The sequence below is a fragment of the Corynebacterium sp. MSK074 genome (assembly GCF_030229735.1).
Taxonomy (GTDB): domain Bacteria; phylum Actinomycetota; class Actinomycetes; order Mycobacteriales; family Mycobacteriaceae; genus Corynebacterium.
Genome location: NZ_JASPIX010000006.1, coordinates 92,348 through 118,058, shown reverse-complemented (window position 1 = coordinate 118,058; position 25,711 = coordinate 92,348). Strand labels below are relative to the sequence as shown.

The 25,711-nt window shown below is 61.2% G+C and carries 23 protein-coding genes, 2 tRNA genes and 4 pseudogenes; 16 read left to right on the top strand and 13 right to left on the bottom strand.

From position 1 onward, the window contains the following. Positions 1 to 232 precede the first annotated feature (232 nt). The 3 genes and pseudogenes from QP965_RS11555 to QP965_RS07440 all read left to right on the top strand — a co-directional run. Positions 233 to 657, top strand: a pseudogene (locus QP965_RS11555) (IS110 family transposase); the annotation flags it as partial. A 30-nt stretch (positions 658 to 687) separates the two neighbouring features. Then, the gene (locus tag QP965_RS11550; protein ID WP_350309476.1) at positions 688 to 1,296 is read left to right on the top strand and encodes a transposase; all 609 of its coding nucleotides are present in this window, start codon (positions 688 to 690) and stop codon (positions 1,294 to 1,296) included. Between the two features lie 457 nt (positions 1,297 to 1,753). After that, positions 1,754 to 2,317, top strand: a complete 564-nt coding sequence (locus QP965_RS07440) for an esterase/lipase family protein (RefSeq protein ID WP_284767204.1) — start codon at positions 1,754 to 1,756, stop codon at positions 2,315 to 2,317. A 194-nt stretch (positions 2,318 to 2,511) separates the two neighbouring features. Here the strand turns inward: QP965_RS07440 and QP965_RS07435 are convergent, their stop codons facing one another. The 8 genes from QP965_RS07435 to QP965_RS07400 all read right to left on the bottom strand — a co-directional run bounded on the left by QP965_RS07435 (position 2,512) and on the right by QP965_RS07400 (position 9,910). After that, a complete protein-coding gene (locus tag QP965_RS07435) occupies positions 2,512 to 4,245 on the bottom strand; it encodes an ABC transporter ATP-binding protein (protein WP_238801894.1) in 1,734 nt (577 codons plus the stop codon). Next, a complete protein-coding gene (locus tag QP965_RS07430) occupies positions 4,242 to 6,020 on the bottom strand; it encodes an ABC transporter ATP-binding protein (protein WP_238801895.1) in 1,779 nt (592 codons plus the stop codon). Before QP965_RS07430 ends, QP965_RS07435 begins: the two co-directional genes overlap by 4 nt. Beyond that, positions 6,017 to 6,700: a class I SAM-dependent methyltransferase gene (locus QP965_RS07425; RefSeq protein WP_034668635.1), complete on the bottom strand. Its 684-nt coding sequence runs from the start codon at positions 6,698 to 6,700 to the stop codon at positions 6,017 to 6,019. The genes QP965_RS07430 and QP965_RS07425 overlap by 4 nt, the downstream gene beginning before the upstream one ends. A 73-nt stretch (positions 6,701 to 6,773) precedes the next feature. Then, complete coding sequence (locus tag QP965_RS07420; protein WP_005325972.1) at positions 6,774 to 7,511, bottom strand: ABC transporter permease; 738 nt, start codon at positions 7,509 to 7,511, stop codon at positions 6,774 to 6,776. After that, the gene (locus QP965_RS07415) at positions 7,508 to 8,260 is read right to left on the bottom strand and encodes an ABC transporter permease (RefSeq protein WP_005325973.1); all 753 of its coding nucleotides are present in this window, start codon (positions 8,258 to 8,260) and stop codon (positions 7,508 to 7,510) included. Before QP965_RS07415 ends, QP965_RS07420 begins: the two co-directional genes overlap by 4 nt. Beyond that, positions 8,257 to 9,300: an ABC transporter ATP-binding protein gene (locus QP965_RS07410; protein WP_086589202.1), complete on the bottom strand. Its 1,044-nt coding sequence runs from the start codon at positions 9,298 to 9,300 to the stop codon at positions 8,257 to 8,259. The genes QP965_RS07415 and QP965_RS07410 overlap by 4 nt, the downstream gene beginning before the upstream one ends. After that, positions 9,297 to 9,515: a hypothetical protein gene (locus tag QP965_RS07405; protein ID WP_284836116.1), complete on the bottom strand. Its 219-nt coding sequence runs from the start codon at positions 9,513 to 9,515 to the stop codon at positions 9,297 to 9,299. The genes QP965_RS07410 and QP965_RS07405 overlap by 4 nt, the downstream gene beginning before the upstream one ends. Further along, positions 9,512 to 9,910 (bottom strand): hypothetical protein, encoded by a 399-nt coding sequence (locus tag QP965_RS07400; protein WP_284844495.1) that lies wholly within the window; start codon positions 9,908 to 9,910, stop codon positions 9,512 to 9,514. The genes QP965_RS07405 and QP965_RS07400 overlap by 4 nt, the downstream gene beginning before the upstream one ends. Positions 9,911 to 10,464: 554 nt before the next feature. On the opposite strand from QP965_RS07400, the pseudogene QP965_RS11585 reads away from it, so the two are divergent. From QP965_RS11585 to QP965_RS07370, 8 genes and pseudogenes are all read left to right on the top strand, one after another. Further along, positions 10,465 to 10,704, top strand: a pseudogene (locus QP965_RS11585) (IS110 family transposase); the annotation flags it as partial. A gap of 4 nt (positions 10,705 to 10,708) precedes the next feature. Beyond that, positions 10,709 to 10,927: pseudogene (locus tag QP965_RS11580) on the top strand (IS110 family transposase); the annotation flags it as partial. 456 nt (positions 10,928 to 11,383) lie between these two features. Next, positions 11,384 to 12,562 carry an IS1249 family transposase gene (locus QP965_RS07390; protein ID WP_284844496.1) on the top strand — a complete coding sequence of 393 codons (1,179 nt, stop codon included), beginning with the start codon at positions 11,384 to 11,386 and terminating at the stop codon, positions 12,560 to 12,562. A gap of 50 nt (positions 12,563 to 12,612) precedes the next feature. Next, positions 12,613 to 12,678 carry an erythromycin resistance leader peptide gene (locus QP965_RS11545; protein WP_071569110.1) on the top strand — a complete coding sequence of 22 codons (66 nt, stop codon included), beginning with the start codon at positions 12,613 to 12,615 and terminating at the stop codon, positions 12,676 to 12,678. Between the two features lie 99 nt (positions 12,679 to 12,777). Continuing rightward, positions 12,778 to 13,632 (top strand): 23S rRNA (adenine(2058)-N(6))-methyltransferase Erm(X), encoded by an 855-nt coding sequence (locus QP965_RS07385; protein WP_011117480.1) that lies wholly within the window; start codon positions 12,778 to 12,780, stop codon positions 13,630 to 13,632. A gap of 164 nt (positions 13,633 to 13,796) precedes the next feature. Continuing rightward, positions 13,797 to 14,214, top strand: a pseudogene (locus QP965_RS07380) (transposase family protein); the annotation flags it as partial. A gap of 652 nt (positions 14,215 to 14,866) precedes the next feature. Then, positions 14,867 to 15,349, top strand: a complete 483-nt coding sequence (locus QP965_RS07375) for a GNAT family N-acetyltransferase (RefSeq protein ID WP_284836120.1) — start codon at positions 14,867 to 14,869, stop codon at positions 15,347 to 15,349. A gap of 642 nt (positions 15,350 to 15,991) precedes the next feature. Beyond that, positions 15,992 to 17,170, top strand: coding sequence for an IS256-like element IS1249 family transposase (locus QP965_RS07370; RefSeq protein ID WP_284844497.1), 1,179 nt, complete (start codon positions 15,992 to 15,994; stop codon positions 17,168 to 17,170). A 114-nt stretch (positions 17,171 to 17,284) separates the two neighbouring features. Here the strand turns inward: QP965_RS07370 and QP965_RS07365 are convergent. From QP965_RS07365 to gyrA, 4 genes are all read right to left on the bottom strand, one after another. After that, positions 17,285 to 17,357: transfer RNA gene (locus QP965_RS07365), tRNA-Ala, on the bottom strand. A gap of 9 nt (positions 17,358 to 17,366) precedes the next feature. Further along, positions 17,367 to 17,443: transfer RNA gene (locus QP965_RS07360), tRNA-Ile, on the bottom strand. A 162-nt stretch (positions 17,444 to 17,605) separates the two neighbouring features. Then, positions 17,606 to 17,944, bottom strand: a complete 339-nt coding sequence (locus tag QP965_RS07355; RefSeq protein ID WP_284844498.1) for a DUF3566 domain-containing protein — start codon at positions 17,942 to 17,944, stop codon at positions 17,606 to 17,608. A 3-nt stretch (positions 17,945 to 17,947) separates the two neighbouring features. Beyond that, positions 17,948 to 20,500, bottom strand: coding sequence for a DNA gyrase subunit A (gene gyrA / locus QP965_RS07350; RefSeq protein ID WP_225746210.1), 2,553 nt, complete (start codon positions 20,498 to 20,500; stop codon positions 17,948 to 17,950). 79 nt (positions 20,501 to 20,579) lie between these two features. On the opposite strand from gyrA, the gene QP965_RS07345 reads away from it, so the two are divergent. From QP965_RS07345 to QP965_RS07325, 5 genes are read left to right on the top strand one after another with little or no spacing between them, the layout of a single operon-like run. Further along, entirely contained in the window at positions 20,580 to 20,801 is a 222-nt protein-coding gene (locus tag QP965_RS07345) for a CopG family transcriptional regulator (protein ID WP_005325982.1), read from the top strand. A 6-nt stretch (positions 20,802 to 20,807) separates the two neighbouring features. Continuing rightward, positions 20,808 to 21,068 (top strand): cell filamentation protein Fic, encoded by a 261-nt coding sequence (locus tag QP965_RS07340; protein ID WP_284844499.1) that lies wholly within the window; start codon positions 20,808 to 20,810, stop codon positions 21,066 to 21,068. A 38-nt stretch (positions 21,069 to 21,106) separates the two neighbouring features. Then, positions 21,107 to 21,463, top strand: coding sequence for a hypothetical protein (locus QP965_RS07335; protein WP_284844500.1), 357 nt, complete (start codon positions 21,107 to 21,109; stop codon positions 21,461 to 21,463). 20 nt (positions 21,464 to 21,483) lie between these two features. After that, entirely contained in the window at positions 21,484 to 21,921 is a 438-nt protein-coding gene (locus QP965_RS07330) for a DUF6918 family protein (RefSeq protein ID WP_150850214.1), read from the top strand. 42 nt (positions 21,922 to 21,963) lie between these two features. Beyond that, positions 21,964 to 23,439, top strand: coding sequence for an MFS transporter (locus tag QP965_RS07325; RefSeq protein WP_284844501.1), 1,476 nt, complete (start codon positions 21,964 to 21,966; stop codon positions 23,437 to 23,439). Between the two features lie 70 nt (positions 23,440 to 23,509). Here the strand turns inward: QP965_RS07325 and gyrB are convergent, their stop codons facing one another. Beyond that, positions 23,510 to 25,579, bottom strand: coding sequence for a DNA topoisomerase (ATP-hydrolyzing) subunit B (gene gyrB / locus QP965_RS07320; RefSeq protein WP_284767236.1), 2,070 nt, complete (start codon positions 25,577 to 25,579; stop codon positions 23,510 to 23,512). Positions 25,580 to 25,711 lie beyond the last annotated feature (132 nt).

Here is a 25,711-nt window from a genome sequence, read left to right as displayed (position 1 = left end):
CGTCGTGCCACAGTAGTCATTCTGGCTTATCTCCTTATGCAGGTTGGAAACCCACACACAAACCATCAGACACTCTCTGACATACTCAAACAGCTCAATAGGAACCTGACCCAGCCCAGGTGGTATGAGGTCTCACAGTAATGTAGATGCCAGTACTAAGTATGTCCGACCACCCCCAGCGATGAAGCTCAAATAGTCCAACTTCTAATTCATCGCTAGGAGGAACACACCCATGGCCTATGACTTCGTCATTGGCGTGGACGTCGGCAAATACTTCCACCACGCCTGCGTCCTCGATCCCCAAGGCAGACAAGTCCTGCCCAAACGCATCAATCAGCATAAAGGCTCGCTACGCAAGCTCTTCGGCCAATTCCTCGCCGACAACACCTCGGTCCTTGTCATTGTCGATCAACCCAACAACATCGGCCGATTAACCGTCGCAGTCGCCCAACACATAGGGCAGACGATCGCTATCTACCAGGGCTTGCGATGCGACAGCTCTCTCGCATCCACGTCGGCAACTCCAAGACCGATGTACGCGACGCCTACGTCATCGCCCATGCCGGTCTTAACCTTCCAGACGCCCTGCGCAGCGTCGACCGCGTTGAGGAAGTCTTTACCCAGCCAAAAGTTCTCAACGGTATCGACGAAGACCTCGCCCGAGCCTACACACGCCTAATTAACCAGATGCGATCCGCGCTCGTGGGAACCAATCCTGCCTTCGAACATGTCCTGCACGGACAGATGATTCACCGAAAATGGATCCTCCACCTACTTGCAAAATACGGCGGCCCCACCAAGATTCGACGCATCGGTAAAACACGCCTAGCAGCCTTTGCGCGCAGTCACAAAGCGCGCAATCCCGAGCCTGTCATCCATGCCATGCTTGCTGCCATCCACACACAGACCGTGTCCATTGCCGGCGCAGAATACCCCGAACTTAGCGTAGCAATGTCCGCCAAAGACGCACTGGCCAAACTAGCACATCGCAAGGAAATAGAAGCACAGGTACTCAAGCTCATTCAAGACATTCCTCAAACCGAGATTCTTTTATCCATGCCCGGCATCGGCCCACGTAGCGCAGCACAGATCCTCATGACTGTTGGCGATATGTCCGACTTCCCCGATGCAGCGCACCTAGCGTCCTATGCAGGCCTATCACTGCGGACGACTCAGTCGGGAACGTCCATTATGTCGAATCGCCCAACCGCGCTGGCAACAAAAATTAAAGAACGCCCTATGGCAATCGTCTTTTGCATCGATCAGATTCCACGAGCGTTCCCGGCAATTCTATGAACGAAAACGCAAAGAAGACAAAAGACACAACGCCGCAGTCGTCGCACTCGCACGCCGACGCCTCAACGTCCTCTTCGCCATGATGCGAAAAGGCGAGCACTACCGAGACATCCCCACAATCCAGAAGGCCGCAGCAGCCTAAAGCCACCAGACCCCCATCCAAGCCGATTGCACAGCAAGCCCAACCGGCTCCTCAAGGTACCCAAAACAACATCTACGAGACGAAGCAGAAACCCTTCACACCACCAACAAGCCCACCCACGGAGTTGACAACCTATATAGGAACACCCCGACGAGGTGACGAGAATCCCCTCGTCGCTGTCGGACGGCGGTTTCCCGACCGGTGGCCCAGCCGCCGGCAAACCTCACCCGCGGCCGCCCGGGCCCTGTCCATGGCCAAGCCCGGTCTGGTGCCCCCCGGCACCAACGACTTCCGGTGCCGCCCCGGGACGGTGAATTGCCCGTCATCCTCATTCCCGGGACCGGGGAGGACTCCTACGCGAAATGGGCGGGCCTCGCGTCCCGCCTCGCCCGGGCCGGGCTGTGCGCCTACACGTTCACCGACAACCCGCTCGTCGTCGATGGACACCCCGTCGAATGGGCCGTGTTCAGCGGCGACATCCGCCACAGCTCGAAAACACTGGATTCCGTCGTCGACCGGGTGCTGGCCGCGACCGGAGCCCCGGCGGTCAACCTCGTCGGGTATTCGCAGGGCAGCGGACCCCTGCCCCACCACTACATCCGGGAGCTGGGCGGGGACCGGGTCGTCGAACAGCTCATCGGTACCGGTGCCTCGAACCACGGGCCCCGGGCGCACAGCGCAGCCGATCGCTTTGACGTCCACCCCGAGATGCGCCACGGATACTCCCGAAACGCCGGCAAAACGAACGCGCTTGCCTGGGAACAGCAGATCTCCGGTTCCATGCTGCTGAATGAGCTGACCATCGGCGACATCACTCGACCGGGCGTGCGGTACACCTTCCTGGGCACGCGGCACGACAATGCCGTGCTCCCCCACTAAAACTCCTTCGTGCGGGAACCCGGCGTCACCAACATCACCGTCCAAGACGTGTGCCCCGCCCACCGCACCGAGCACTACGGCTTCAATTACGACCCTGTCGCCCAGGGCATCGTCGAGGACCCGCTGACCGGGACGGCGTGGCGGGACCACTGCACCGGTACCGGACCGGAGCGATGGTCCTCGACGGACGAGGATCAGGCGCCCGGGGAGCCTCCCGTCCGGCACGTCCACGACTCGGCGTAGCGGCCGCCCTTCGCCAGCAATTCATCGTGCGTGCCCCGTTCTGCGACCGTCCCGTCCTCCGAAAGCACGACGATGAGGTCGGCATCGCGGACGGTGTGCAGGCGATGGGCGACGACGATCACGGTGCGATCGCCGCGCAACGCTTCCATCGTGCCAACAATCGCCCGCTCAGTGGCCGCATCCAGCGAGGACGTCGGCTCGTCGAAAAGCACCACCGGGGAATCCTTCAGAAGCGCCCGGGCGATGGCGACGCGCTGCCGCTCGCCTCCCGACAGCAGCGTCCCCTCCTCCCCCACCGGGTTATCCCACCCGGAAGGCAGCAGCTCCACGATGCGGTCCACCCCGGATCGCCGGGCGGCCTCGCGCAAGCGGTCTCCGTCGCCGGGCCCGGAACCGAATCCGGGGTCGGCGAAGACCACGTTGTCCCGCACGGACGCGTCGAAGAGGAACGTCTCCTGGAACACCGGGGTCACCAGCGAGTTCACGCCGTCGGTGCCGATCCGAGGCAAGGGCACCCCGCCAATGAGGATCTCCCCCGAGTCCGGATCATGAAACCGCGACAGCAGCCGCATGACCGTCGTCTTGCCCGCCCCCGAAGGTCCCACTATGGCGACCAGCGCTCCCTGAGGCGCACGGAAGCTGACGCCGTCGAGGACCTTCTTCTCCCCGTACCCGAAGCTCACGCCGCGGAACTCCACGTCATGCCCGTCGGGCAGCTCCGGTGCGGCAGGCTCGGGAAGGACGGGGATCGCCCGCAGCTCACGCAGCGCAGCCAACGTGTTGCGGCCCGCGCCGAAACCGCCGGACAACGCTCCCGCCGTGGTGATCGGTCCGGTGAACTGGACGACCACAATGAGCATCGGCGCCAAATGCGCCGGTGACATCCCGCCCGTCGCGGCGACCGCCACGGCGACGACCACCGCCGCCGTGAACACCGCATGGACGACCGAGCCCAACCGTCCGATGGCCGCGCCTTGCGTCGACGTCGCCTTCGCGAACGCATCGTGTTGGGCCTGGATCGCCTCATCCACCATCGCGTCCGCCGCCGAACCGTCGCCCGCGGCGCGAATCACCTGCTGGCCGCGGGTGAACTCGATCAGCCTGCCGGAGACGGCAGCGACGGCGTCAGCATGCGCTTCGTCCGACTCCCCGCCGACCCGGCCAATGGCCCGGTAGGCGAAGAAGAGCACCGGCGCCGACGCGACGAGAACCAACCCGACGCGCCAATCCATCGCCAGAATTCCGAGAGCGATGACGGTCGGCGTAACCACAGCGGCGATGACGGGCCGCAGGATCACGTGCGGCACGGACGCCGCGAACGCCATGCCCGAAGACGCCATCTCCGAAAAGCGGCCGGCCGTGGACTTGGTGACGTACCCGAGTGGCAACGTCAGCACGCGTTCGCCCAGGGAACGCAGCAGGGACGACAGCACCGCTGCGGAATTCGCCCTGCCGACCGTCCCCGCGGCGAGGGACAGCACCGCATGGGCGGCCGCGAGGCCGGCGATGACGCCGGTGAAACGCCACGCCGTCGCATCATCTCCCTCGGCCAGAGCCGACAGCAGCGGCAGCAGCGCGACGAACGCCGCTCCCTGTGCCAGCGCGGCAAGCGCGGCCAACGCAATGAGCCACGCCAGCGTCATCTTCGAGTGCCGATCCGTCATCGACCACAAGTCCCGGATCATCGGTTCCCTGCCTTTTCATCGTCTGCTTCAGTGCCCCGCGGGGCGGATGGTTCGTCGTCGAGGGCGAACGCGCGCCACAGATCCCGGTAGCGGCCACCGCGCGCAAGCAACTCGTCGTGGGTGCCCGCCTCCGCGACCGCTCCCCCATCGAGAACGAGGATGCGGTCAGCGTTGCGGATCGTGCTCAATCTGTGCGCAATCACGATCACCGTCCGCGAACGAGCCAAACGCTCGATTGCGGACTGAATGAGGGCCTCGGAAGCCGGATCCGCGTAAGCGGTTGCCTCGTCGAAGATGAGCACCGGCGCGTCCGTGACAATCGACCTCGCGATGGCCACGCGCTGCGCCTCACCACCGGAAAAGGTTACGTCGACGTTGACCACCGAATCCAGGCCCTTCGGCAGCGCCGCGATGACCGTATCGAGGTTCGCGAGCTTCGCGGCCGCCATGATTTCGCCGTCGGTGGCGTCTCTCCTGGCCAGCCGGATGTTCTCCCGCAAGGGCAGCGTGAGCAACTGCGGATCCTGGAACACCACCGACACCGAACGGTGCACGTCGCGCACGGCGATGTCGCGAAGATCGTCGCCGCCCAGCAGCACCGAGCCTTCGACAGGGTCGTGGAAACGCGCCAACAGCCGGGCGACGGTGGACTTTCCGGAACCGGAGGGTCCCACCAGCGCCGTGAGGGCCCCCGATTCGAACGTCGCGGACATCCCGTCGAGGACCCGCGGCCCATCCCCGTAGGAGAAGACCAGGTTCCGGACCTCGAGCGCGCCTCCGTGCACGGGCACCGGCTCGGCGGACTCGGTGATCGGCGGCGTGCCCAGCACCTCCGCGATGGACTTCAGGGCGGCGATCCCCGCGATGATGGGTTCGGAGTTCATAGCCACCCTCACGATCGCCGCGGAGAGTCCAAGGCCGAGAACCAGCCCGGCGACGAGACCCTCCGGTTTGCCGCCCGCGGTGTCCCTCAAAGCGAGGCCGGCGCCGCACACCACTGCGAGGACCGTGATCGGGGACGTCACCACGTCGATGAGCCCGAGATAGATGTTCGACTGCCGGGACCAGGCGGACCACGCGCGGACGAACGACGACGCCGCGGCATCGTAGCGGCCCGCGCCCTGGCTGGCGCGTCCGAAGGACTTCATCACCGGGATGCCGCGCACCAACTCGATGACCGCAGCCGTCACTTTTTCAGAGGCTCGCTCGTAGTCGCGCTGAAGACCGGCTCCGCGCGAAATCATCACGCCCATCAGGGCGAAGGTGACCAGCACCGGGACGACCGCCACCGCCGCGATCCGCCAATCGACCGCGACGAGCGCGATGAGGGAAAGCAGGGGAACCAGCACCGCCACCACGGTCTCGCCGACGGTGTGGCCCATGAGCTGGTGGACAGCCGCGACGTCCTTCTCAACCGACCCGATGATCCCCGACGAGCGCCGGGCGTCCAGCCAACCCAGCGGCAGCTTCCGGATATGGGCAACCAACCGGCGCCGGAGGTGGAGCTGCAGGTCGTTATCCGCCCGGTGCGAGAGCATGCCGGCGGCGCCGTCCGCAGCCATTCGCACCGTCGCGGCGACGACGATGACAACCACGGCCAACCACGTCCGATGCACCGGGGCCTCCGGGTACGTCATCGCGATGTCGATGATGCCGACCAGCGAAGCGACGGTAGCCACCGACGACAGGACGGACAACGCGACCACCGCACGCATCCGGGTCCGGATCGGGGCGAGCAGCGACCACGGGCCGACGGTCCCGTCCACGGCGCTCACTTCCCCGCCTCCCCGATCGCGCTTTTCTTCGCGAGAGTGCAGAAATACACCATGCCGGCGCGTGAGGCTCCGTCCAGCTTCAGCCCGTTGGCTTCGGCGAGGTCCTCGAGCTCGCTGCCCCGGAACACCCGGTGGCCCATCTTCGCCATGACGGCCATGTCGACCCGCTCGTTCACGTCGGGATCCTCGACGAACGTCTGCACGTAAGCGATGCCGCCGTCGGCGAGCAGCCCGGAGACCCTGCCGAGCGCGGCTCCCGCATCCTTCATTTGGTGGAGCGCGCCACACACCCAGATTTCACAGGCCCCGCCGGGCTCTCCCGCGAGCGGCGTGAGGATGTCGGCAACGTGGAATTCCGTCCGGGCCCCGAGCCCGTCGGCGGCGGCGCGTTCGCGGGCGATGCGGATCGCATTGGGCGACAGGTCGTAGCCGACGATGTTCGCCCTGCGATAGCGAGACTCAGCGGCGAGCGTGCGGGCGAGCCACCCGGTTCCGCAACCGAGGTCGAGGACCCGGGCCGGCGCATCCGGCCCGGGATCCAGCGCACGGAGCTTCCGGTACACGGCGGCGGCGTCCATCGGTTCGCGCGCATAGCGGCTTAGGAACCTCGGCTGGACCTTGTCCTCGTAGGCCGCGAGGAGCCTGCGGTTGTTCTGGACGATCTGGGCGATCGACTTCATCTGGTTCTGTCTCCGGGTGTGTGGGCCGCGTCCACGCGGCGGTTTCGGGTTAGATGCTCGGATTCGCGGGCCGTCATGCAGACTCCCCCGGCCTCGTTTTCACGGCGATGCCCCACGCCGCGAGCACGGCGATACCAAAGAACCAGGCCGCGCAGACCACCAGACCCGCAGCCCCGGTACCGTTGACGGCCTCGCCGGCCGCGGATACGGGGGTGTGCCCGGCGATTCCGCGCAGGAGGGGACGGAAGTGGTCGGCGGGCATGAGCACCGTGTTGACGAACATCGCAACGATTATCAACGGGATAAGGGCCACGGATCCCTGGGGGCTGGTGATGGAGAACGCGATGTACGTGCCGGTGCATGCGGCCGCCGCGGCAACCATCGCGCCGGTCACCGTGATCCTCCACCACCAGGACACCTCCAGGGGGCCGTCGGAAAGCAAGGCGGCCACCGCCGCGACGACGATCGTCATCGCCATGATCCGGATGAACTCGGCGATTATCCGTGCGGTCGGCACGGCCGCGTACGGTGCCGGCATTGTGATCAACCGCTCGTGGAGGCCATTGCTGCGTTCAACGAACACGGTGGACGATCCCGTGATGGCCAAGATGAACGCCCACGCCGTTACGACAAGGATGACCGCGTTCCGGAGTTCGAACTCTCCGGTGAGCTGCCTGACCAGGCTACCGAACATGCGGTTGACGATGAACAGGTACACGAGCGGAGCAATGAACGTCATGAACCAGAAGTCAGGGCGCCGCAGCCAAGTGTGGACGATGCGCCGCAGATGCACGAAAATGGCGTCGATCATGATTCGCTCCTCGAGGTGAACAGGCGGATGAACAGGACGATTCCGACGACCGTCGCGACACCAAGCCACAGGGCGGCCTCTTCCCCGGCGTGATTCGGGAAGGCGCCCGGGGACGCCGCCCTGATCACCTCGATCACCGGCGAAAAAGGCATGTGGCGCACGATGTCGCGCAGGGAGCCGTCCACAGCGGTCGTCGGAATGAACGCAGTGGAGAACATGAGCAGCAGCATTTCCAGCGCCTGGATCGATGAGGCCGTCGACACCGGAGCGGGCACCATCAGGATCACCCCGTCCGTGACCAGGGACAGGACCGCGGCAGCGAGCAGTGACCACAGGACTGTCCACGCGACGTCACCGAGAGCCATGTCGAGGCCACAGGCCCACGCGACGATCAGCAGCGCCGCGATCGACGCGGACATCCGCAGCACATCGGTGGCGAGCCTGCCGGCGACATAGCCGCCCGTGGCCCCGGGCAACACGCGCACACGGTCGACGAGCCCGGATTCGACGTCCTGTCCCACCGCCATCGCCGACGCCGCGGCGGTGAACATCGCCGCCTGGAACAGGCAGCCGCCGAGCACGAAACGCAGGTACCCGAAGCCGGATTGCCCTGCTGAGTACCCAAACACCGCGTACAGGCACAGCAGGAAGAGGGGAGGAACAACGAACATGGAGATCAGCGACGCGGTGTTGCGTCGCAACAGCAGCAGATCCCGACGGAGGAACGCCGCGACCGACGTCGCACTCATCGCGCCGCACCCCCCGCGTTCATCGATATGAACACCTCGTTAAGGGTGGGCGGCGACACGCTCAGCGAATCCGGCAACGCTTCCGAGGCCTCCATCGCCCGCGCCACCGCCTCGAGGACCTGCGGTCCGGGGTCGACGTCGAGGGACACCATCTTCCCCGCGACGCGGGCGCGGTCCAGACACGCTCCCCTTAGGCAGCGGGCGAATGCCTCCGCCCCGGCGGCGGTGGCGAAGGACACGCGGAGCACGTGCGACCCGAAGTCGCGACGCAATTCCTCCGGCGTTCCGCTGGCGACGATGCGGCGGTCCTTGAGCAGATGGACGTGGTCTGCCAGCGCCTCCGCCTCTTCCAGGTACTGGGTGGTCAGCACCAGGGTCATTCCGTCGTCCCGCAGTTGCCGGATGAAGCCCCACAACTCTTCGCGGCTGACCGGGTCCAGCCCCGTCGTGGGTTCGTCGAGGAACAGCAACCTGGGCACGACGCACAGCGACGCGGCGATGTCGAGGCGGCGCCGCATACCACCCGAATAGGCCGACGCCAACGTCGAGGCACTGTCCGCGAGCGAGAATTGCGCGAGCAGTTCCGTCGCGCGGGCGGCCGCGTCGGCGCGGTCGAGTCCGCGCAGACGCCCGAAGAACTCCAGGTTCTCCCGGCCGGTGAGGTTCTCGTCGATCGCCGCGAATTGGCCGGTGGTGGCAATGTCGGCGCGCACGCCCGCCGGATCCTCTTTCACATCGCGCGAGAAGATGCTCACCTCGCCGGAGTCTGCGGTGATGAGCGTCGACAGGATTCGGATGAGGGTGGTCTTGCCTGCGCCGTTGTGGCCGAGGAACGACACGATCGACCCGGCGGGCACGGTGAAACTCACGCCGTCGAGCACATGCTTGCGCATCCGGGCGCCGCGCTTTCCCTTACGCCCGCCGTCCGGCGGAGCACCTGCCCCGCCTTCGGGCGCGGTGCCGGCTTTGCCCGCAATCGGGTAGCTCTTCGTGAGGTCGCGGACGACGATCGCCGCACCCCGTTCAGCTTGATCCGTCATCGTTTCTCCTTTTCTTTAGTGTCGCATTGGGCCGCTGCCGGCAGTGGCCCCGTGGTCAGGTTGTCATGCGGCGTTTCGATATGGATGCCCGCATCGCGGGCGAAGGCGAGGACCGGTTCGAGGAGCCGGGGGTGGCCGACGAGATCCCGGCACCCCGGCGCGACCGGCTTCCCCGTGACCGACGCAACGGTGGCGGCGGCAATGGCCGCGGTCATTTTGTAGGAACCCGGGCCAGTCGCCCGGACGACGGTTGTCTCGGCCGCCGACCCCGCATCGCCCGCGCCTTCCGCGACGTCACGGCCGCCCCGAGACGGGCGAGCAGACCGGAGACGACGGGCATCGCGTACAGTCTCGACGTGCGGATCTTCTCCACCGACTCATCGGGGAGAGCATCGAAGGCGACGTGGTAGGAATATCCGAGGATCGAGGGGCACACCTCGCGTACGACGTCGATGTCCGGGCATTCGTAGCCGATTCCGCTTTGCGACGACACCGGGTTGCGCCGCACTTCGACGATGGCGCCGCCGAGCATATCGCGGGTGGATGGTCGGCCACCCGCTGCGACCGGTGCGACGTGTACCAACCGCCCATCGTCCGTCTGCGATGCCACGGCGTCGCCGTCGCCCGTCCCGTCCGGGCCCGCGTCCCCGACTCCCCCTCCGGAGAGGGGTTCTCTGGTCGATCCACGTTTTCTGTTCATCGTCGCCGCCTCGCTTCCGTTGCCGATTCCCGATCGGGAACATAACTTGAAACAGTATTAGGTTAGGCAATCCTTATCTACTTATGCCAGACTCGAATTATTGACTTTGCCCCCGCTCCCCCCCCATTTCGTTGTTAGCAGTTCCACCTCAGGGCACCGAAGATTCATAGTCTGTCCACCCGATTGGGCGGGCTATGTTTATTTCCGTTCCCTCCGTCTGAAAGGACAGTAGAACTAGTCGCTGGCTTCGGTATGGCTTATTCCCGCCCCTGTCTGAAAATGATCCGGGGGTGATGCCGCCGAAGACAGTGACATACTCAAACAGCTCAATAGGAACCTGACCCAGCCCAGGTGGTATGAGGTCTCACAGTAATGTAGATGCCAGTACTAAGTATGTCCGACCACCCCCAGCGATGAAGCTCAAATAGTCCAACTTCTAATTCATCGCTAGGAGGAACACACCCATGGCCTATGACTTCGTCATTGGCGTAGACGTCGGCAAATACTTCCACCACGCCTGCGTCCTCGATCCCCAAGGCAGACAAGTCCTGTCCAAACGCATCAATCAGCATAAAGGCTCGCTCCGCAAGCTCTTCGGCCAATTCCTCGCCGACAACACCTCAGTCCTTGTCATTGTCGATCAGCCCAACAACATCAGCCGATTAACCGTCGCAGTCGCCCAACACATGGGGGCAGACGATCGCTCAACAAAAATTAAAGAACGCCCTATGGCAATCGTCTTTTGCATCGATCAGATTCCACGAGCGTTCCCGGCAATTCTATGAACGAAAACGCAAAGAAGACAAAAGACACAACACCGCAGTCGTCGCACTCGCACGCCGACGCCTCAACGTCCTCTTCGCCATGATGCGAAAAGGCGAGCACTACCGAGACATCCCCACAATCCAGAAGGCCGCAGCAGCCTAAAGCCACCAGACCCCCATCCAAGCCGATTGCACAGCAAGCCCAACCGGCTCCTCAAGGTACCCAAAACAACATCTACGAGACGAAGCAGAAACCCTTCACACCCCCAACAAGCCCACCCACGGAGTTGACAACCTATATAGGAACACCCCCCTTTTCGAGACTGGCTTAGCGTTGTCTTCAACGATATCGTCCATCCAAAACTCGGTTTTCGTCGACGGTTTTGCTGGTCTATATGGACGAAAATGGTGATCCGAGTAGAGTGCTCGTCATTGTGTCACTTCTCAGAGCGCTTGGGGGTTAAACGACAAAAAGTGTGTCCGGAATTGCCGATTTCCCGGGCGTAACCTCTAGGTTTCAGGAAAATATATGCTCCTGGGGCATATATCTGGCTCCCAGACGGAAAATCCACGAAGAGGCTAGCGCTGTGTGCTATGTACGCCGTGGTGTGGTGGCGCAATGCCAAAGAACCAACCACGCTGCTACTGCGGCGGTGAAATGAAACGCAACGGCACCACCAGCAAAGGCACCACCAGATGGCGATGCAAACAATGCGGCGCATCCAGCGTGAAGCACCGCGGCGACATCACCAATGCAGCGGTGTTTACCGCTTTCATTGATCATCTCACCACCGGTGCCAGTCTCGATGTTGTTGCCCACCGCGTGGGATGTTCGCCCCGTACGCTGCAACGCCGGTTTGAACCGTTCTGGCTCATTGATGTGCCCGACCCCACCAATGCACATTGTGGACGAGTTTACGACCAGGTGTTTTTAGACGGCACCTACACCGCCGGCGGCTGTTTGATCGTCGCTGCCACCATCGATCACGTCATTGCCTGGCACTGGTGCAAACACGAAACCACCCGCGACTACCAGCGACTGCTCGAACGCATCGAAGCACCACTGATTGCTGTCATCGACGGCGGCCAAGGCGCATACAGCGCAATCAAAAAGTGCTGGCCGACCACAAAAATCCAACGCTGCCTCGTCCACGCCCAACGCGTGGTGCGGCGCTACACCACCTCACGCCCGCGCACAGATGCCGGGCGCACCATCTACCAACTTGCACTGAAACTGACCCGGATCACCACACTGGATGAAGCCGCCGCGTGGGGTGTGCAACTGCACGAGTTTTCAACGATCTACCGGGAATGGATGAACGAGAAAACCATGATCAAAGACCCCAAAACAGGTGCATGGACCCGCGTGTGGACCCACCACAACGTGCGCAAGGCCTACAACAGCCTCAACCATCTTTGGCGGTCCGAGATGCTGTTTGTCTACCTCAACCCGCCAGCAGGAGTCCTTGCGCCCGAGCGGATCAAATCCACCACCAACAGCTTAGAAGGCGGCATCAACGCCCAGCTCAAACTGCTCGCCAGAACCCACCGCGGCAGATCAGGCGAACGACAACGCCGCATGCTGGATTGGTGGCTCTACTTAAAAACGGAACTGCCTGACGATCCAGTACGAATCGCCAGGCAGTCCGACTGGGGCCAGGGCCAACTCGCCAAAGTATCCACCCTGACCCAAACCGAGAACCAAGCCGACCACGAAACAGGACGCCCAGCCCTCTACGACAACGCTATCGACACCGACTACACCCACTCAATCGGCATCCAAAAAGGCCAAATCTAACCCCCGCGACACGCCGAGCCAGACACACATTTTGACCCTTAACCCTTTAAATGGATATAATTAGACCCATGTTGATTTCAGGTACCGCTTTCTTGCGGTTGCGCACCAACCGCTAAGGCGGTTTCCTACCCCGTAGGTTAAAAACCGCTCCGGTCCTTTAGCCGGGCGGCTATTTGTCATGCCCGGCTCCCTTTCAAATCCAAGGAGCACACCTGATGTCTGCATACGGACACGGCCGTCACGAGCATGGCCAAAATTTTCTCACCAACCACAAGATCATCAACTCCATCATCGACCTTGTGAAACAAACCTCCGGCCCCATCATTGAGATCGGACCAGGAAGCGGTGCCCTCACTCACCCGATGGCCCACTTGGGGAGGGCGATAACGGCAGTTGAAGTGGACGCAAAACTAGCTGCCAAAATCACACAAGAAACCTCCTCGGCGGCGGTCGAAGTGGTCCATGATGATTTCCTTAACTTCCGGTTACCCGCCACTCCCTGCGTCATTGTGGGAAACATTCCCTTTCACCTCACCACTGCCATTCTTCGAAAGTTGCTGCATGCGCCAGCATGGACTGACGCTGTACTCCTCATGCAGTGGGAAGTCGCTCGCCGCCGGGCCGGGGTAGGCGCAAGCACGATGATGACGGCTCAGTGGTCCCCATGGTTCACATTTCACCTGGGTTCTCGGGTACCAAGGTCTGCTTTCCGGCCACAGCCAAACGTTGACGGGGGGATCTTAGTGATCCGCCGGGTGGGTGACCCGAAGATTCCGATAGAGCAGCGCAAAGCCTTTCAGGCGATGGTGCACACCGTTTTCACTGCCCGGGGACGCGGGATAGGGGAAATTCTCCGAAGGGCAGGGTTGTTTTCATCACGTTCAGAAACACAATCATGGTTGCGCTCGCGAGGAATCGACCCCGCGACCCTACCTCCCAGATTGCACACCAACGACTGGATCGATCTCTTCCAGGTGACTGGTTCCTCTCTACCTCACCATCGACCCATTTCACCATCGGGAAGTAGTCAACGACCTCCTCAACGGAAAAACCGAAGCCGGCGGCGTTAATCCCCACCAAAACCGAAATCCACCAGTAGTACTAAAAGGGCTCTTCCGGTTTTAGAGTGCATTGATTAGTTCGCCGGGGGTTCGGGCGTGGCACAAGATATTGGGGTCCTTGGCTTTGTAGGAAAAAGGTATCTAATCCATCCGTACAAAACTAAGGACCTACTGTGCAGCCTAACGGAAATGTCATCGTCGATACCATCTGCCGCACCGCAAAACTAGGAACTACTATCACCGGTGCCACAGAAAACGGTGACGTCACTGTTATTGAAGCCGAACCCGTCGAGCCGATCAATGAATGCCCTACCTGCGGGCAGCCTGGAGTATTCCGCGACCACGTCATCCGCAGCCTGGTCGATCTGCCCATCGTCGGCCACCCAACAACTTCATGTGCGCCTTCCACGCTACCGGTGCACCAACAAGCGTTGCTTGCAGAAGATCTTCCGTGCTGGCCTTGCCTGCGCGCCCGACAATTCAAAGACCACGGACCAGGTGACCCACTGGATCCTGCAACGACTCTGCCTAAATCGGATGAGCGTTGCCGCTGCACCCAAGTCATTAGGCCTGGGGTGGGATATGAAGTGTCCCAGGTTTTGTTCCGTTTGATGAAACCCGTTTTTGAAACAACGTACGGAGCACAACGCACGCCGATGCCAAAGCTTCCGCAACATCGACTACCTCATCAAACCCACGACAGTGGGATTCACACCCTCAATCCCCACGCGTGCAAAACCATACCGCCTTACAGCGCGCCCGCAACCGGAGCGAAAAATAGGGTTATCATTGCGGCATGACAGTAAAGACCACGCCGTACATTTCTTTCCCTGGTAACGCCCGCGACGTATTCGAGTATTATCATTCGGTTTTCGGTGGTGATCTCGAGATGCTGACGTATGGCGAGCAGCTAGATAATGGAGTTGAGTTCCCCTTCGATCCGCCACGTGACGCCATCGCTCACGGCACCCTTCGCGGTCCTTTTACTCTTGGTGGAGGTGACGATTTGCAGAACTCTTGCGATCGCCTCACTCTAGGAAATATCGGATTCACCGTCGAGTCTGATTCCGTGGAAGAAGCTGAAACGATCTACGCTGCGCTAGCCGACAGCGGCGATGCGTCCATGCCTTTCGCCAAGGCGCCGTGGGGCGACTACTTCGGCATGGTGATCGACCGTTTCGGTGTTGGCTTTAACATCACGGTCCCAGCTAGTGCTAGCTCTCTGGACAAATCGGCTCAAAGGATGATTCGGGCCGAAGGGATCGACCTGAATAGGGCTACGCACGAACGTGCTCATGATGTGGCCGCGATGCTCAGTGATTTCAACGCCGAATTCGATACCCCGTGCCCGTCAATCGATGTTCTTACAGAGCGTTTTCAGTGTCTTCTTCGGCGCGATGACGTCATAGTCTGCATCGCTGACGGTGAGAAGTTACCTGCCGGCTTCGCCTTTGTGACGCTTCGACCCAGCCCCTACTATGAGGGGCCTATCGCGATGCTTGAAGAGCTTTACGTTCATCCCGAGCTTCGAGGGCGGGGGATAGGCACTGCCATCATGGACCTAGTAGAAACCGCAGTGTCTAAAGCAGACGTCATCGAGATCCAGATCAATGTCGATGAAGTGGATGTTGACGCTCGCCGCTTTTACGAGGGACGCGGATTCTCACATTACGAAGACGGGAACGGTTACCGCATGTTTTGCTACTTCAAGGAGCTCACGCGGTAGCCGCATGAGCCCCCGTGGTTGCCTAAGGGTAAAGGGAAAGCTGGCCAGAAAAGCTCTGAACAGCCGGAATGCTGTCGGACTAACAGTGTCTGGTTTGGAGACATCGTTCCGGATGTCTCACCACATCGATTCTCTGCGGCTTTCCACACCGAAGTGACGGCTGCTGAAAATAAGTCCGTGTGAGGCCCAGCTCTGCTGCTTTTAGCGCTTTCAGGAGCAGTTCTAGAGGTGTGTCTCAACCTATGAACGACAACTGAGGTCGCAACCAAGCCCCAGCTATCGCGTTTAAAGACCGCAAATGGGGCACAATCTTGGCCCGCATAGTTGCCTGTCCTGAGGAGTATCCGTGACGTTGCGGCTATCCGATTTCCGGGGTCCAGCCCACAGCCCTGGGTCTCGCACACCTGTCACTGTCATTCACGGTAGATAAGGGCGAAAAATTTCAAATTTCTGGCCCTTATCTACCGTGAATGTGGCCTTAGGGTTAAGGGTCAAAAAGTGTGTCCGGAATCGCGGATTTTCACGGATTGACCTGTAGGTTTCCGGAAAGTATATGCTCCGGAAGCATATATCTAGCCCCCGACGGGAAATCCTCGGTGTGGCAGCCGTGATGTGCTATGCGCGGCGTGGTGTGGTGTCGCAATGTCGAAGAACCAACCACGCTGCCACTGCGGCGGTGAAATGAAACGCAACGGCACCACCAGCAAAGGCACCACCAGATGGCGCTGCAAACAATGCGGCGCCTCCAGCGTCAAACGTCGAAACGACATCACCAACGCGGCAGTGTTCACCCAGTTCATCGAGCATTGCACCACCGCAATATCACTCGACGACCTAGCCAAACGAAACGGTGTTAGCCGCGCCACCATGAAGCGGCGCTTCAAGTGGTGCTGGCTCGTTGATGTGCCTGACCCCACCGCCGGCCACCACAAGCGGATCTACGACCAGGTATTTCTCGATGGCACCTACACCGCCGGTGGCTGCCTGATCGTCGCGGCGACCATCGACCACGTGATCGCCTGGCACTGGTGCAAACACGAAACCACCCGCGACTACCAACTGCTGCTTGAACGCATCGAAGCCCCACTCATCGCCGTCATCGACGGCGGCCAAGGCGCATACAGCGCAATCAAAAAGTGCTGGCCGACTACGAAAATTCAACGCTGCCTCGTCCACGCCCAACGCGTGGTCCGCCGCTACACCACCTCACGCCCGCGCACAGATGCCGGGCGCACCATCTACCAACTTGCACTGAAACTGACCCGGATCACCACACTGGATGAAGCCGCCGCGTGGGGTGTGCAACTGCACGAGTTTTCAACGATCTACCGGGAATGGATGAACGAGAAAACCATGATCAAAGACCCCAAAACAGGTGCATGGACCCGCGTGTGGACCCACCACAACGTGCGCAAGGCCTACAACAGCCTCAACCATCTTTGGCGGTCCGAGATGCTGTTTGTCTACCTCAACCCGCCAGCAGGAGTCCTTGCGCCCGAGCGGATCAAATCCACCACCAACAGCTTAGAAGGCGGCATCAACGCCCAGCTCAAACTGCTCGCCAGAACCCACCGCGGCAGATCAGGCGAACGACAACGCCGCATGCTGGATTGGTGGCTCTACTTAAAAACGGAACTGCCTGACGATCCAGTACGAATCGCCAGGCAGTCCGACTGGGGCCAGGGCCAACTCGCCAAAGTATCCACCCTGACCCAAACCGAGAACCAAGCCGACCACGAAACAGGACGCCCAGCCCTCTACGACAACGCTATCGACACCGACTACACCCACTCAATCGGCATCCAAAAAGGCCAAATCTAACCCCCGCGACACGCCGAGCCAGACACACTTTTTGACCCTTAACCCGCGCTTGGGAACGACCGCGGAAATAAAAAATGTCCGGCCCCTCCGAAGAGGAAGCCGGACTTCATGCTGTGGAGCATAGGAGAATCGAACTCCTGACCTTCTGCTTGCAAAGCAGATGCTCTACCAATTGAGCTAATGCCCCATTGTTCCGTGGTGGGCCTAGCTGGAATCGAACCAGCGACCTCATCGTTATCAGCGATGCGCTCTAACCGACTGAGCTATAGGCCCTTGTGCGGAACGAGAATTAACTCTACATACTATCCCCGGATTTATACAAATCGCCTGCTCAATGAGCATTTTACGCCATCAAACAAAGGAGAAAGATTCCTGCTGAAGAAAGGAAAATGCCGGCACCCGAAGGTGCCGGCATCCGCTATGGCGAGAGAGGCGCTAGCGGTTGTCTAGGTCGACCCGCAGGCCGCCAAAGACGTCCACGATGGCGTTGTAAATAACCGCCATCAGTGGTGCCAGCAACGTAAGGAGAACGGCGAAAATAACGCCGATGAGCGCGGAGGCGGAGATGATGACACCGAAGGTGACCTCGAATCCGCCGCCCACGCCGCCGACGAGGCTATTGAGCGATTCCCAAATGCCCACCTGGTTCAGGACGATGTAGAGCAAGCATACGGCCAGCATCCAGGCGATGAGTCCGACGAGTGACAATGCCAGACCAACGCGGAACGCGGAGGTGGGCGAGATTCGCGTAATCGTTACGTCTCGTCGTGCCATTAATTACTCCTCATCCTTGGAAGCATCGCCAGCCTTGTGCTCCTGCTGGACCTCATCCACGGTCTTTTCGCCCTTGGCTACAGCCTGAGCGTCTTCCTCACCATCTTCTTCGACGTTGCGGTCGATGGCAAGCAATTCGACATCGTCAGCCAGGTTCACCAAGCGCACGCCCATGGTCGCACGGGAGGACGGACGAATCTGGTCCACCTCGGTGCGGATGACGCCGCCGGCGGAGGTGATGGCGAAGATCTCGTCATCCTCATCGACGGAGATGGCGCCGATGAGCTTGCCGCGCTTCGGGGTGTACTTGAAGGTCATAACACCCAAGCCGCCGCGGCCCTGCGGGGTGTATTCCTCAATGGCGGTGCGCTTGCCGTAACCACCAGAGGTGGCGACCAGAAGGAACTCGCCATCGTGGACCACGGACATGGATAGCAGCTGATCATCGCCGCGGAAGCGCATGCCCTTCACACCGGCGGTAGCGCGGCCCATGGGGCGCAGCTGGTCGTCGTCGGCAGTAAAACGGATAGCTTGGCCCTGCTCGGAGGTAAGCAGGATGTCATCGCCCTCGGAGACGAGCTGTGCGCCGATGAGCGCATCGCCCTCGTTGAGGTTGATGGCGATAAGGCCAGCGGAACGCGCGGACTCGTAATCGGTCAGGCGGGACTTCTTCACGCGGCCCTGCTGGGTGGCGAGGACCAGGTAAGGAGCGTCCTCGTAGGACTGAATCTGGATGACCTGCGCGATCTTTTCTTCCGGCTGGAATTCCAGCAGGTTAGCCACGTGTTGGCCGCGTGCGGCGCGACCGCCCTCTGGCAGTTCATAGGCCTTGAGGCGGTAAACACGGCCGAAGTTGGTAAAGAACAAGATCCAGTCGTGCGTAGAGCAGACGAAGAAGTTCTTCACAATATCGTCCTGCTTGAGCTCAGCGCCGCGCACGCCCTTGCCGCCGCGCTTTTGCGCCTTATAGGAATCCACCTTGGTGCGCTTAGCGTAGCCGGTCGAGGTAATGGTGACCACGACGTTCTCGCGGGCAATGAGGTCCTCATCGGTGACATCGCCGGTGGCCGGGATGATCTCGGTGCGGCGTTCATCGCCATACTTATCGACGATCTCTGCCAGCTCATCGTGGACAATCTGGCGCTGACGCTCCTCGCGGGCGAGGATGTCCTTCAGGTCAGCGATCTCGCGCTCGATCTCGGCCAACTCGTCGATAATCTTCTGGCGCTCCAGAGCAGCCAGCTTGCGCAGCTGCATGGCCAGGATGGCATCGGCCTGGATATCGTCGACGTCGAGAAGCTCCTTCAAGCCTTCGCGCGCCTCGTCCACGGTGGGCGAACGACGAATAAGGGCGATGACCTCATCCAGCATATCCAGGGCCTTGACCAAACCGCGCAAGATGTGGGCGCGCTTCTCGGCCTCGTTCAAGCGGTACTGGGTACGGCGAACGATGACCTCGATCTGGTGCTCCACGTAGTAGCGCAGCATCTGATCCAGGCGAAGGGTGCGCGGCACGCCATCGACGATGGAGAGCATATTCGCGCCGAAGGACGTCTGCAGCTGGGAGTGCTTGTAGAGGTTATTGAGCACCACGCGGGCCACGGCGTCGCGCTTAAGGGTGACCACGATGCGCATGCCCACGCGGTCGGAGGACTCATCCTCAATCTTGGAAATGCCCGCAATCTTGCCGCTGGCCACGGACTCCGCGATATTGGAGATGAGGTTATCCGGGTTGACCTGGAACGGCAGCTCGGTGATCACGATGGTTTGGCGGGATCCAGACTCCTCGATGGAGGTCACACCGCGCATGCGGATGGAGCCGCGGCCGGTGGTGTAGGCATCCTTGATGCCCTGATCGCCCACAATGAGGCCAGCGGTGGGGAAATCCGGGCCCTTGACGCGTTCCATGCAGGCTTCCAGCGCAGCCTCTTCATCGGCGTCTGGGTTATCCAGCATCCAGTAGATGGCCTCGGCCAGCTCGTTGAGGTTATGCGGCGGAATATTGGTGGCCATACCCACGGCAATGCCGCCAGAACCGTTCATGAGCAGGTTCGGAACGCGGGATGGCAGGACGTCTGGCTCGCTGGTCTTGCCATCGTAGTTGGGCGAGAAGTCCACGGTGTTCTCGCGGATATCGCGCACCATCTCCATGGCCAATGGGGTGAGCTTACACTCCGTATAACGCATTGCTGCCGGGCCATCGTTACCGCGGGAGCCGAAGTTACCCTGGCCATCCACCAGTGGGTAGCGCATGTTCCAGGACTGAGCCAAACGCACCAAGGTGTCATAAATCGCGACGTCACCGTGCGGGTGGAACTGACCCATGGTGTCCGAGACCGGGCGGGCGGACTTCACGTAGCCGCGCTCCGGGCGGTAACCGGAATCGAACATCGCGTAGAGGATACGGCGGTGCACCGGCTTCAGGCCATCGCGCACCTCCGGCAGGGCACGGCCGACGATGACGGACATGGCGTAGTCGATGTAGCTCGACTCCATCTCCTCATTAATATCAATGGGAAATATGCGATCAAAAAGATCGTCGTTATTGTCACTCATAATCCCAAATTCTACCCTCTAGCGCCTTTCAAGACTCGAATTGCCGCACGAGTGGTATCACCGTGGTATCACTTGAGGTATGGCGATGACATTGCGGCTTACGGACGAACAGGATCACGCGCTGACGCTGCTGGCCTCCGCGCAGGGCACCTCCAAGCACGAGGCGGTGGTGCGCGCCATCGTTGCGGCCGCAGCCCGCACGCTTGCCGACGCCCATGTGCAGTCCACCGCCCGCGCCCTCCTCCCCGGCCGCGCTGAGCTGGAGGCGGAAATCCGCCGTGCCCGGCCCGCACAGTCCTAGGAAAGCATGAGTACTGAACAGCTCTACCTCTTGGCCCGCGAGTTTTGCGCTCGCTTTAACGTCCGCATCACCAACTTCGCCGCCCTGGCGGCCGCGGCGGCAGCCAGCACCGCCAAGGTGGAGGGAATAGCCATTCATGACAACCACCGCGATGCCGCCTACGCCATGGCGGAGGTATTAGCCCGCGTGCCGGCGCTGAGCGGGTATAACGCAGAGTTCGCAAAGTTCAGCGCGCGCGTCTACCTTAGTGTTAAAGAAGTTACCTAAGTTACTGGGGATAGTGACCCAAGAAAGGAACTACCACCATGTCCCGCTTCAAGAAGATTGCCGCCTCTAGCCTGACCGCCGTGGCGCTAGCTGCCACCGCCGTCACTGCTCCTACCGCCACCGCAGCCGATGCCGCTTCGTGGAAAGAAACCGTAAATCCAGACTTTAAGCCGGGCGAGGCCGGTGGTTCCTCTACCGGTTCTTCCCAGCTGGATCTCACCCTGATCATCACCGCAGCGGCCGCTGGCGTCGCCGCGCTGGCCAGCGCCGTGGCCCTGTACTCCCCTAACGTGGATCTGGAGAAAGCTGCCCGCGATGCTGGCTTGGGCCAGGTCGCCGATCAGATTGCTGCCATTCAGGCCAACCTCCCTGGCCTGCCGGGCCAGCCCGCCTAACTCGCGTAAGGTGGTGCAGCATGGCACATCTTTCTGAACTTATGTCAGGTCCGCAGCGCACTGCGGTGATTAACGATTGCGGCGAGCTGGTTGAGGGGGTCGTCGCCAAGCAATCGGGCATTACCGGCATGGCGCTCAAGGGCGCCGTCGCCGCCGCGAAGAAGGTAGACCCCGCCATCATCACCAAGGCCCTAGGCCGCGTGCTACCGGATATCCTCGACGCTTTAGATCCGCACTGGCAAGAGTTTGCACGCAGCTCCGAGCAGGATTTCGGTTCCTTCCTCGAGCCCCGCAGCACCCAGGTGAGCGATTCCATCATGTCGGTGGCCGATAAGCACGCCGAGCAGATTAACTCCCCCGCGCTGTCTAAGCCTTATAACTCCTTGCGCGGTAAGGCCTCGAAGTTCCTCACCCCTGCGGTACCGGATTTCGGCCGCGTGCTGCAAAAACACATGTAATTTCCACGCGGTTGAACCTAGAACAAACCGCAGAGTATAAGTGTGGAAGTGACTACTTCCGCAGCTAACCAGACCGAGTACCCCGTCGGCCAAGATCCCGCCCGCTGGCGGGTTCTTATCGTTTTGCTCACGGCGCTCTTCATGTCTCTGCTGAGCGTGTCCATCGTGAACGTAGCCCTGCCCTCTATTCAATCGGGCCTGGGAGCCTCTGAGTCCGATGTGCAATGGGTGCTCTCCGGCTATGCGCTCACCTTTGGTGTCATCCTTGTGGCGGCCGGCCGCGCCGGAGATCTCTTCGGCCGCGGCGGCATCTTTCTAGCAGGCATTGCTATCTATTCCCTCAGCGCCGCCGTCGCCGGCTTTGCCCCCAACGCGGAGGCACTCAACGCCGCCCGCTTTATCCAAGGCCTAGGCGCTGGGCTGCTCAATCCGCAGGGCGTGGGCATGATCCAGCAATACTTCCGCGGTCCGGAGCGCGCCCGCGCCTTCGGCTACTTCGGTTCCACGGTGGGCATCGCCGTGGCCATCGGACCGGTACTGGGCGGCCTGCTCATCCGCCTCGGCGGCGCGGACCTAGGTTGGCGGTTGACCATGCTGGTCAATGTCCCCGTCGGCCTTATTGCCATCATCTTGGGATTGATGTGGTTTCCCCGGCCGCTGTTTTCCCGCGTGCGCGATAAAAATGGCCATAAACTGGGCATCTTCAAGGCCCTAGCCACCCTGGATCCCATCGGCGCGCTGATCCTCGGCGCTGCCGTATGGGCCATCCTCTTCCCCTTCATGGAATCATCCGCTTCCCCGGCCGTGTGGTGGCTCCTACTGCTGGGCGCCGTCCTCCTTGTGGGATGGGTGCTATGGGAGCGCCGCCACAAGGCCACCGGCCATCCGCCGATGGTGGATCTCACTATCTTCGCCACCCCGAGTTTTCGCAATGGCACCATCATCGCCACCTTGTGGTTTATGGGTATTACCAGCATTTGGGTGCTCGTGGCGCTCTACTTCCAAAGCGGGCTCGGACACTCCGCCCTGGCTGCCGGCTCCGTAGGTATTCCGGCTGCCTTGTTGAGCTCCATATCTGCCACACTGGCCGGCCGATCCGTATCCGTCCACGGCCGCAAGGTGGTGGTGCTGGGCATGCTCGTGACCATCTCCGGCCTCATTGCCACCATTGCGCTTATCTGGGCCACCGAGCAGTGGGGAGCCAGCGAATGGTGGATGGTCCTTTCGCTGGCCCTTGTTGGCGGCGGCCAAGGCTCGGTCATCTCCCCCAACCAAACGCTCACCTTGGCGCATGTTCCACAGGCCTACGCCGGATCGTCCGGCGCCGTCCTCCAAACCGGCCAGCGCATCGGTACGGCCATTGGGCTTGCCGTTATTACGGCCATCGTTTTTGCCACCTTGCACGGCACAAGCGCGGACTGGCCGCTGTCCATCATTGCCGGCTTCGGCGTCATCCTCGCCATGTGCCTCGCTTCCCTGGGATTCGCCATAGCGGATCAGCGCAGCTCCCAGGCCTAGGCCCGGCGCTTTCCGACGCCACAATTAAAGCCCACCGCGGTAATTCCACGGTGGGCTTTGTGCTGCGCTATTAGATATCCAGGAAGCGGACGTCCTTCGCGCGGCGGGTAATGAAGGAGCGGCGAGCCGAGACATCATCACCCATGAGGATGGAGAAGAGCTCATCGGCGCGCTGCGCGTCTTCCAGATCCACGCGGCGCAGGATGCGGGTGCTCGGGTCAAGCGTGGTCTCCCACAGCTCGGCGGCGTTCATCTCGCCCAGACCCTTGTAGCGCTGGATGCCATCATCCTTGTTGATCTTGCGGTTTTGCTCCAGGCCCTCGGCCAGCAGCTTATCGCGCTCGGCGTCGGAAAAAGCATAGCCCGGAGTACCCTTAGACCACTTGAGCTTGTACAGCGGCGGGTTAGCCAGGAACACGTGGCCATCCTCAACCAGCTGCGGCATGAAGCGGAAGAGCAAAGTCAGAAGCAGCGTGGCAATGTGCTGACCGTCAACGTCGGCATCGGCCATGAGCACGATCTTGTCGTAGCGCAGCTTCTTGATATCGAATTCCTCGTGAATGCCAGTACCCAGCGCGGTAATAATCGCCTGCACCTCGGCATTCTTGAGCACCTTATCCATGCGGGCCTTCTCCACGTTCAGGATCTTGCCGCGCAGCGGCAGGATGGCCTGGAACATGGAATCGCGGCCGCCCTTAGCGGAGCCACCTGCGGAGTCACCCTCCACAATGTAGAGCTCGGAAATCTTCGGATCCTTCGAGCGGCAGTCTGCAAGCTTGCCTGGCAGGCCGCCAAGGTCGGTAGCGGACTTGCGGCGCACCATCTCACGAGCCTTGCGAGCAGCCATGCGAGCATGCGCGGAGGACACAGCCTTATTGATAATGGCCTTAGCCTCTGCCGGGTTCGCATCGAACCAGTCATTAACGTGCTCGTTGACCGCGCGCTGGACAAAGCCCTTGATCTCGGAATTGCCCAGCTTGGTCTTGGTCTGACCCTCGAACTGCGGATCACCCACCTTGACGGAAATGACGGCCGCCAAGCCCTCGCGGCAGTCATCACCGGAGAGGTTACCGTCCTTTTCCTTGAGGAGCTTATGCTCCTTGGCGTAGCGGTTCATCAGGGAGGTTAGGGCCGCACGGAAACCCTCTTCGTGCGTGCCGCCCTCGTGGGTGTTGATGGTATTGGCAAAGGTGTGAACGGACTGCTTATAGCCCTGGTTCCACTGCAGCGCTACCTCTACCTCGTGATCCTCGCCCTTCGCATCGAAGGAAACGATGGTCGGGTGGATCGCGGTCTTGGACTTATTGAGGTACTTGACGTAGTCGGTCAAGCCATCCGGGTAGTGGAAGGTTACCTTCTTGCGGCGCTTCTTCTCTGCCGCAGCGTCCTTCGCCTCGCCGGATTCTTCGTTGAAGGTATCGCCGGCGTCCGGGGCATCATCGAAGGACGTCTCATCCGCGCTGGTCTCGCCGGATTCTGCATCGGCGATTTCCTCCAGCTCGATCTGCTCTTCGGTGACGCGCTCATCAATGAGCTCAATGCTCAGGCCCTTATTCAGGAAGGCCATTTCCTGCAGGCGGCGGGCGATGGTGTCGTAATCGTACTCGGTAGTTTCAAAAACTTCCGGGTCCGCCCAGAAGCGGATCTTGGTGCCCGTGCCGCGGGCATTGCCGCCCTCAACGAGCTCGTCCGGGATGGCGTTCTGGAAGTTTTGGTACCAGTGCTTGCCGTCGCGCTTGATCTCCGCCTCCACGCGGGTAGAAAGCGCGTTCACCACGGAAATACCGACACCGTGCAGGCCGCCAGAAACGGCGTAGGAGTCGGAGTCGAACTTACCGCCGGCGTGCAGCTGGGTCATGACCACCTGGACGGTAGGCGCACCAGAGGCGTGCATTTCTACCGGGATGCCACGGCCATTATCGATGACCTCGACGCCGCCATCCTCCAGCAGCTTGACGGTAACCTTATCGGCGTAGCCGGCCATGGCCTCATCGACGGAGTTATCAACGATCTCCCAAATGAGGTGGTGCAGGCCGCGCGAACCGGTCGAACCAATGTACATGCCGGGGCGCTTACGGACGGCCTCGAGGCCCTCCAGGATCGTAATTGACCCGGCATCATATGCGTGTTCTTCAGCCACGGATTCGTGCTCTCCTTTTGGCTATAGCTAATTCTAAGACCTTGACTATTCTACACGGATACCCCCTACTGAAAGACACCCCACACCCGTGAGAGATAGGAATCTGGCGCGCTCTGAGGTTATTTACATTGT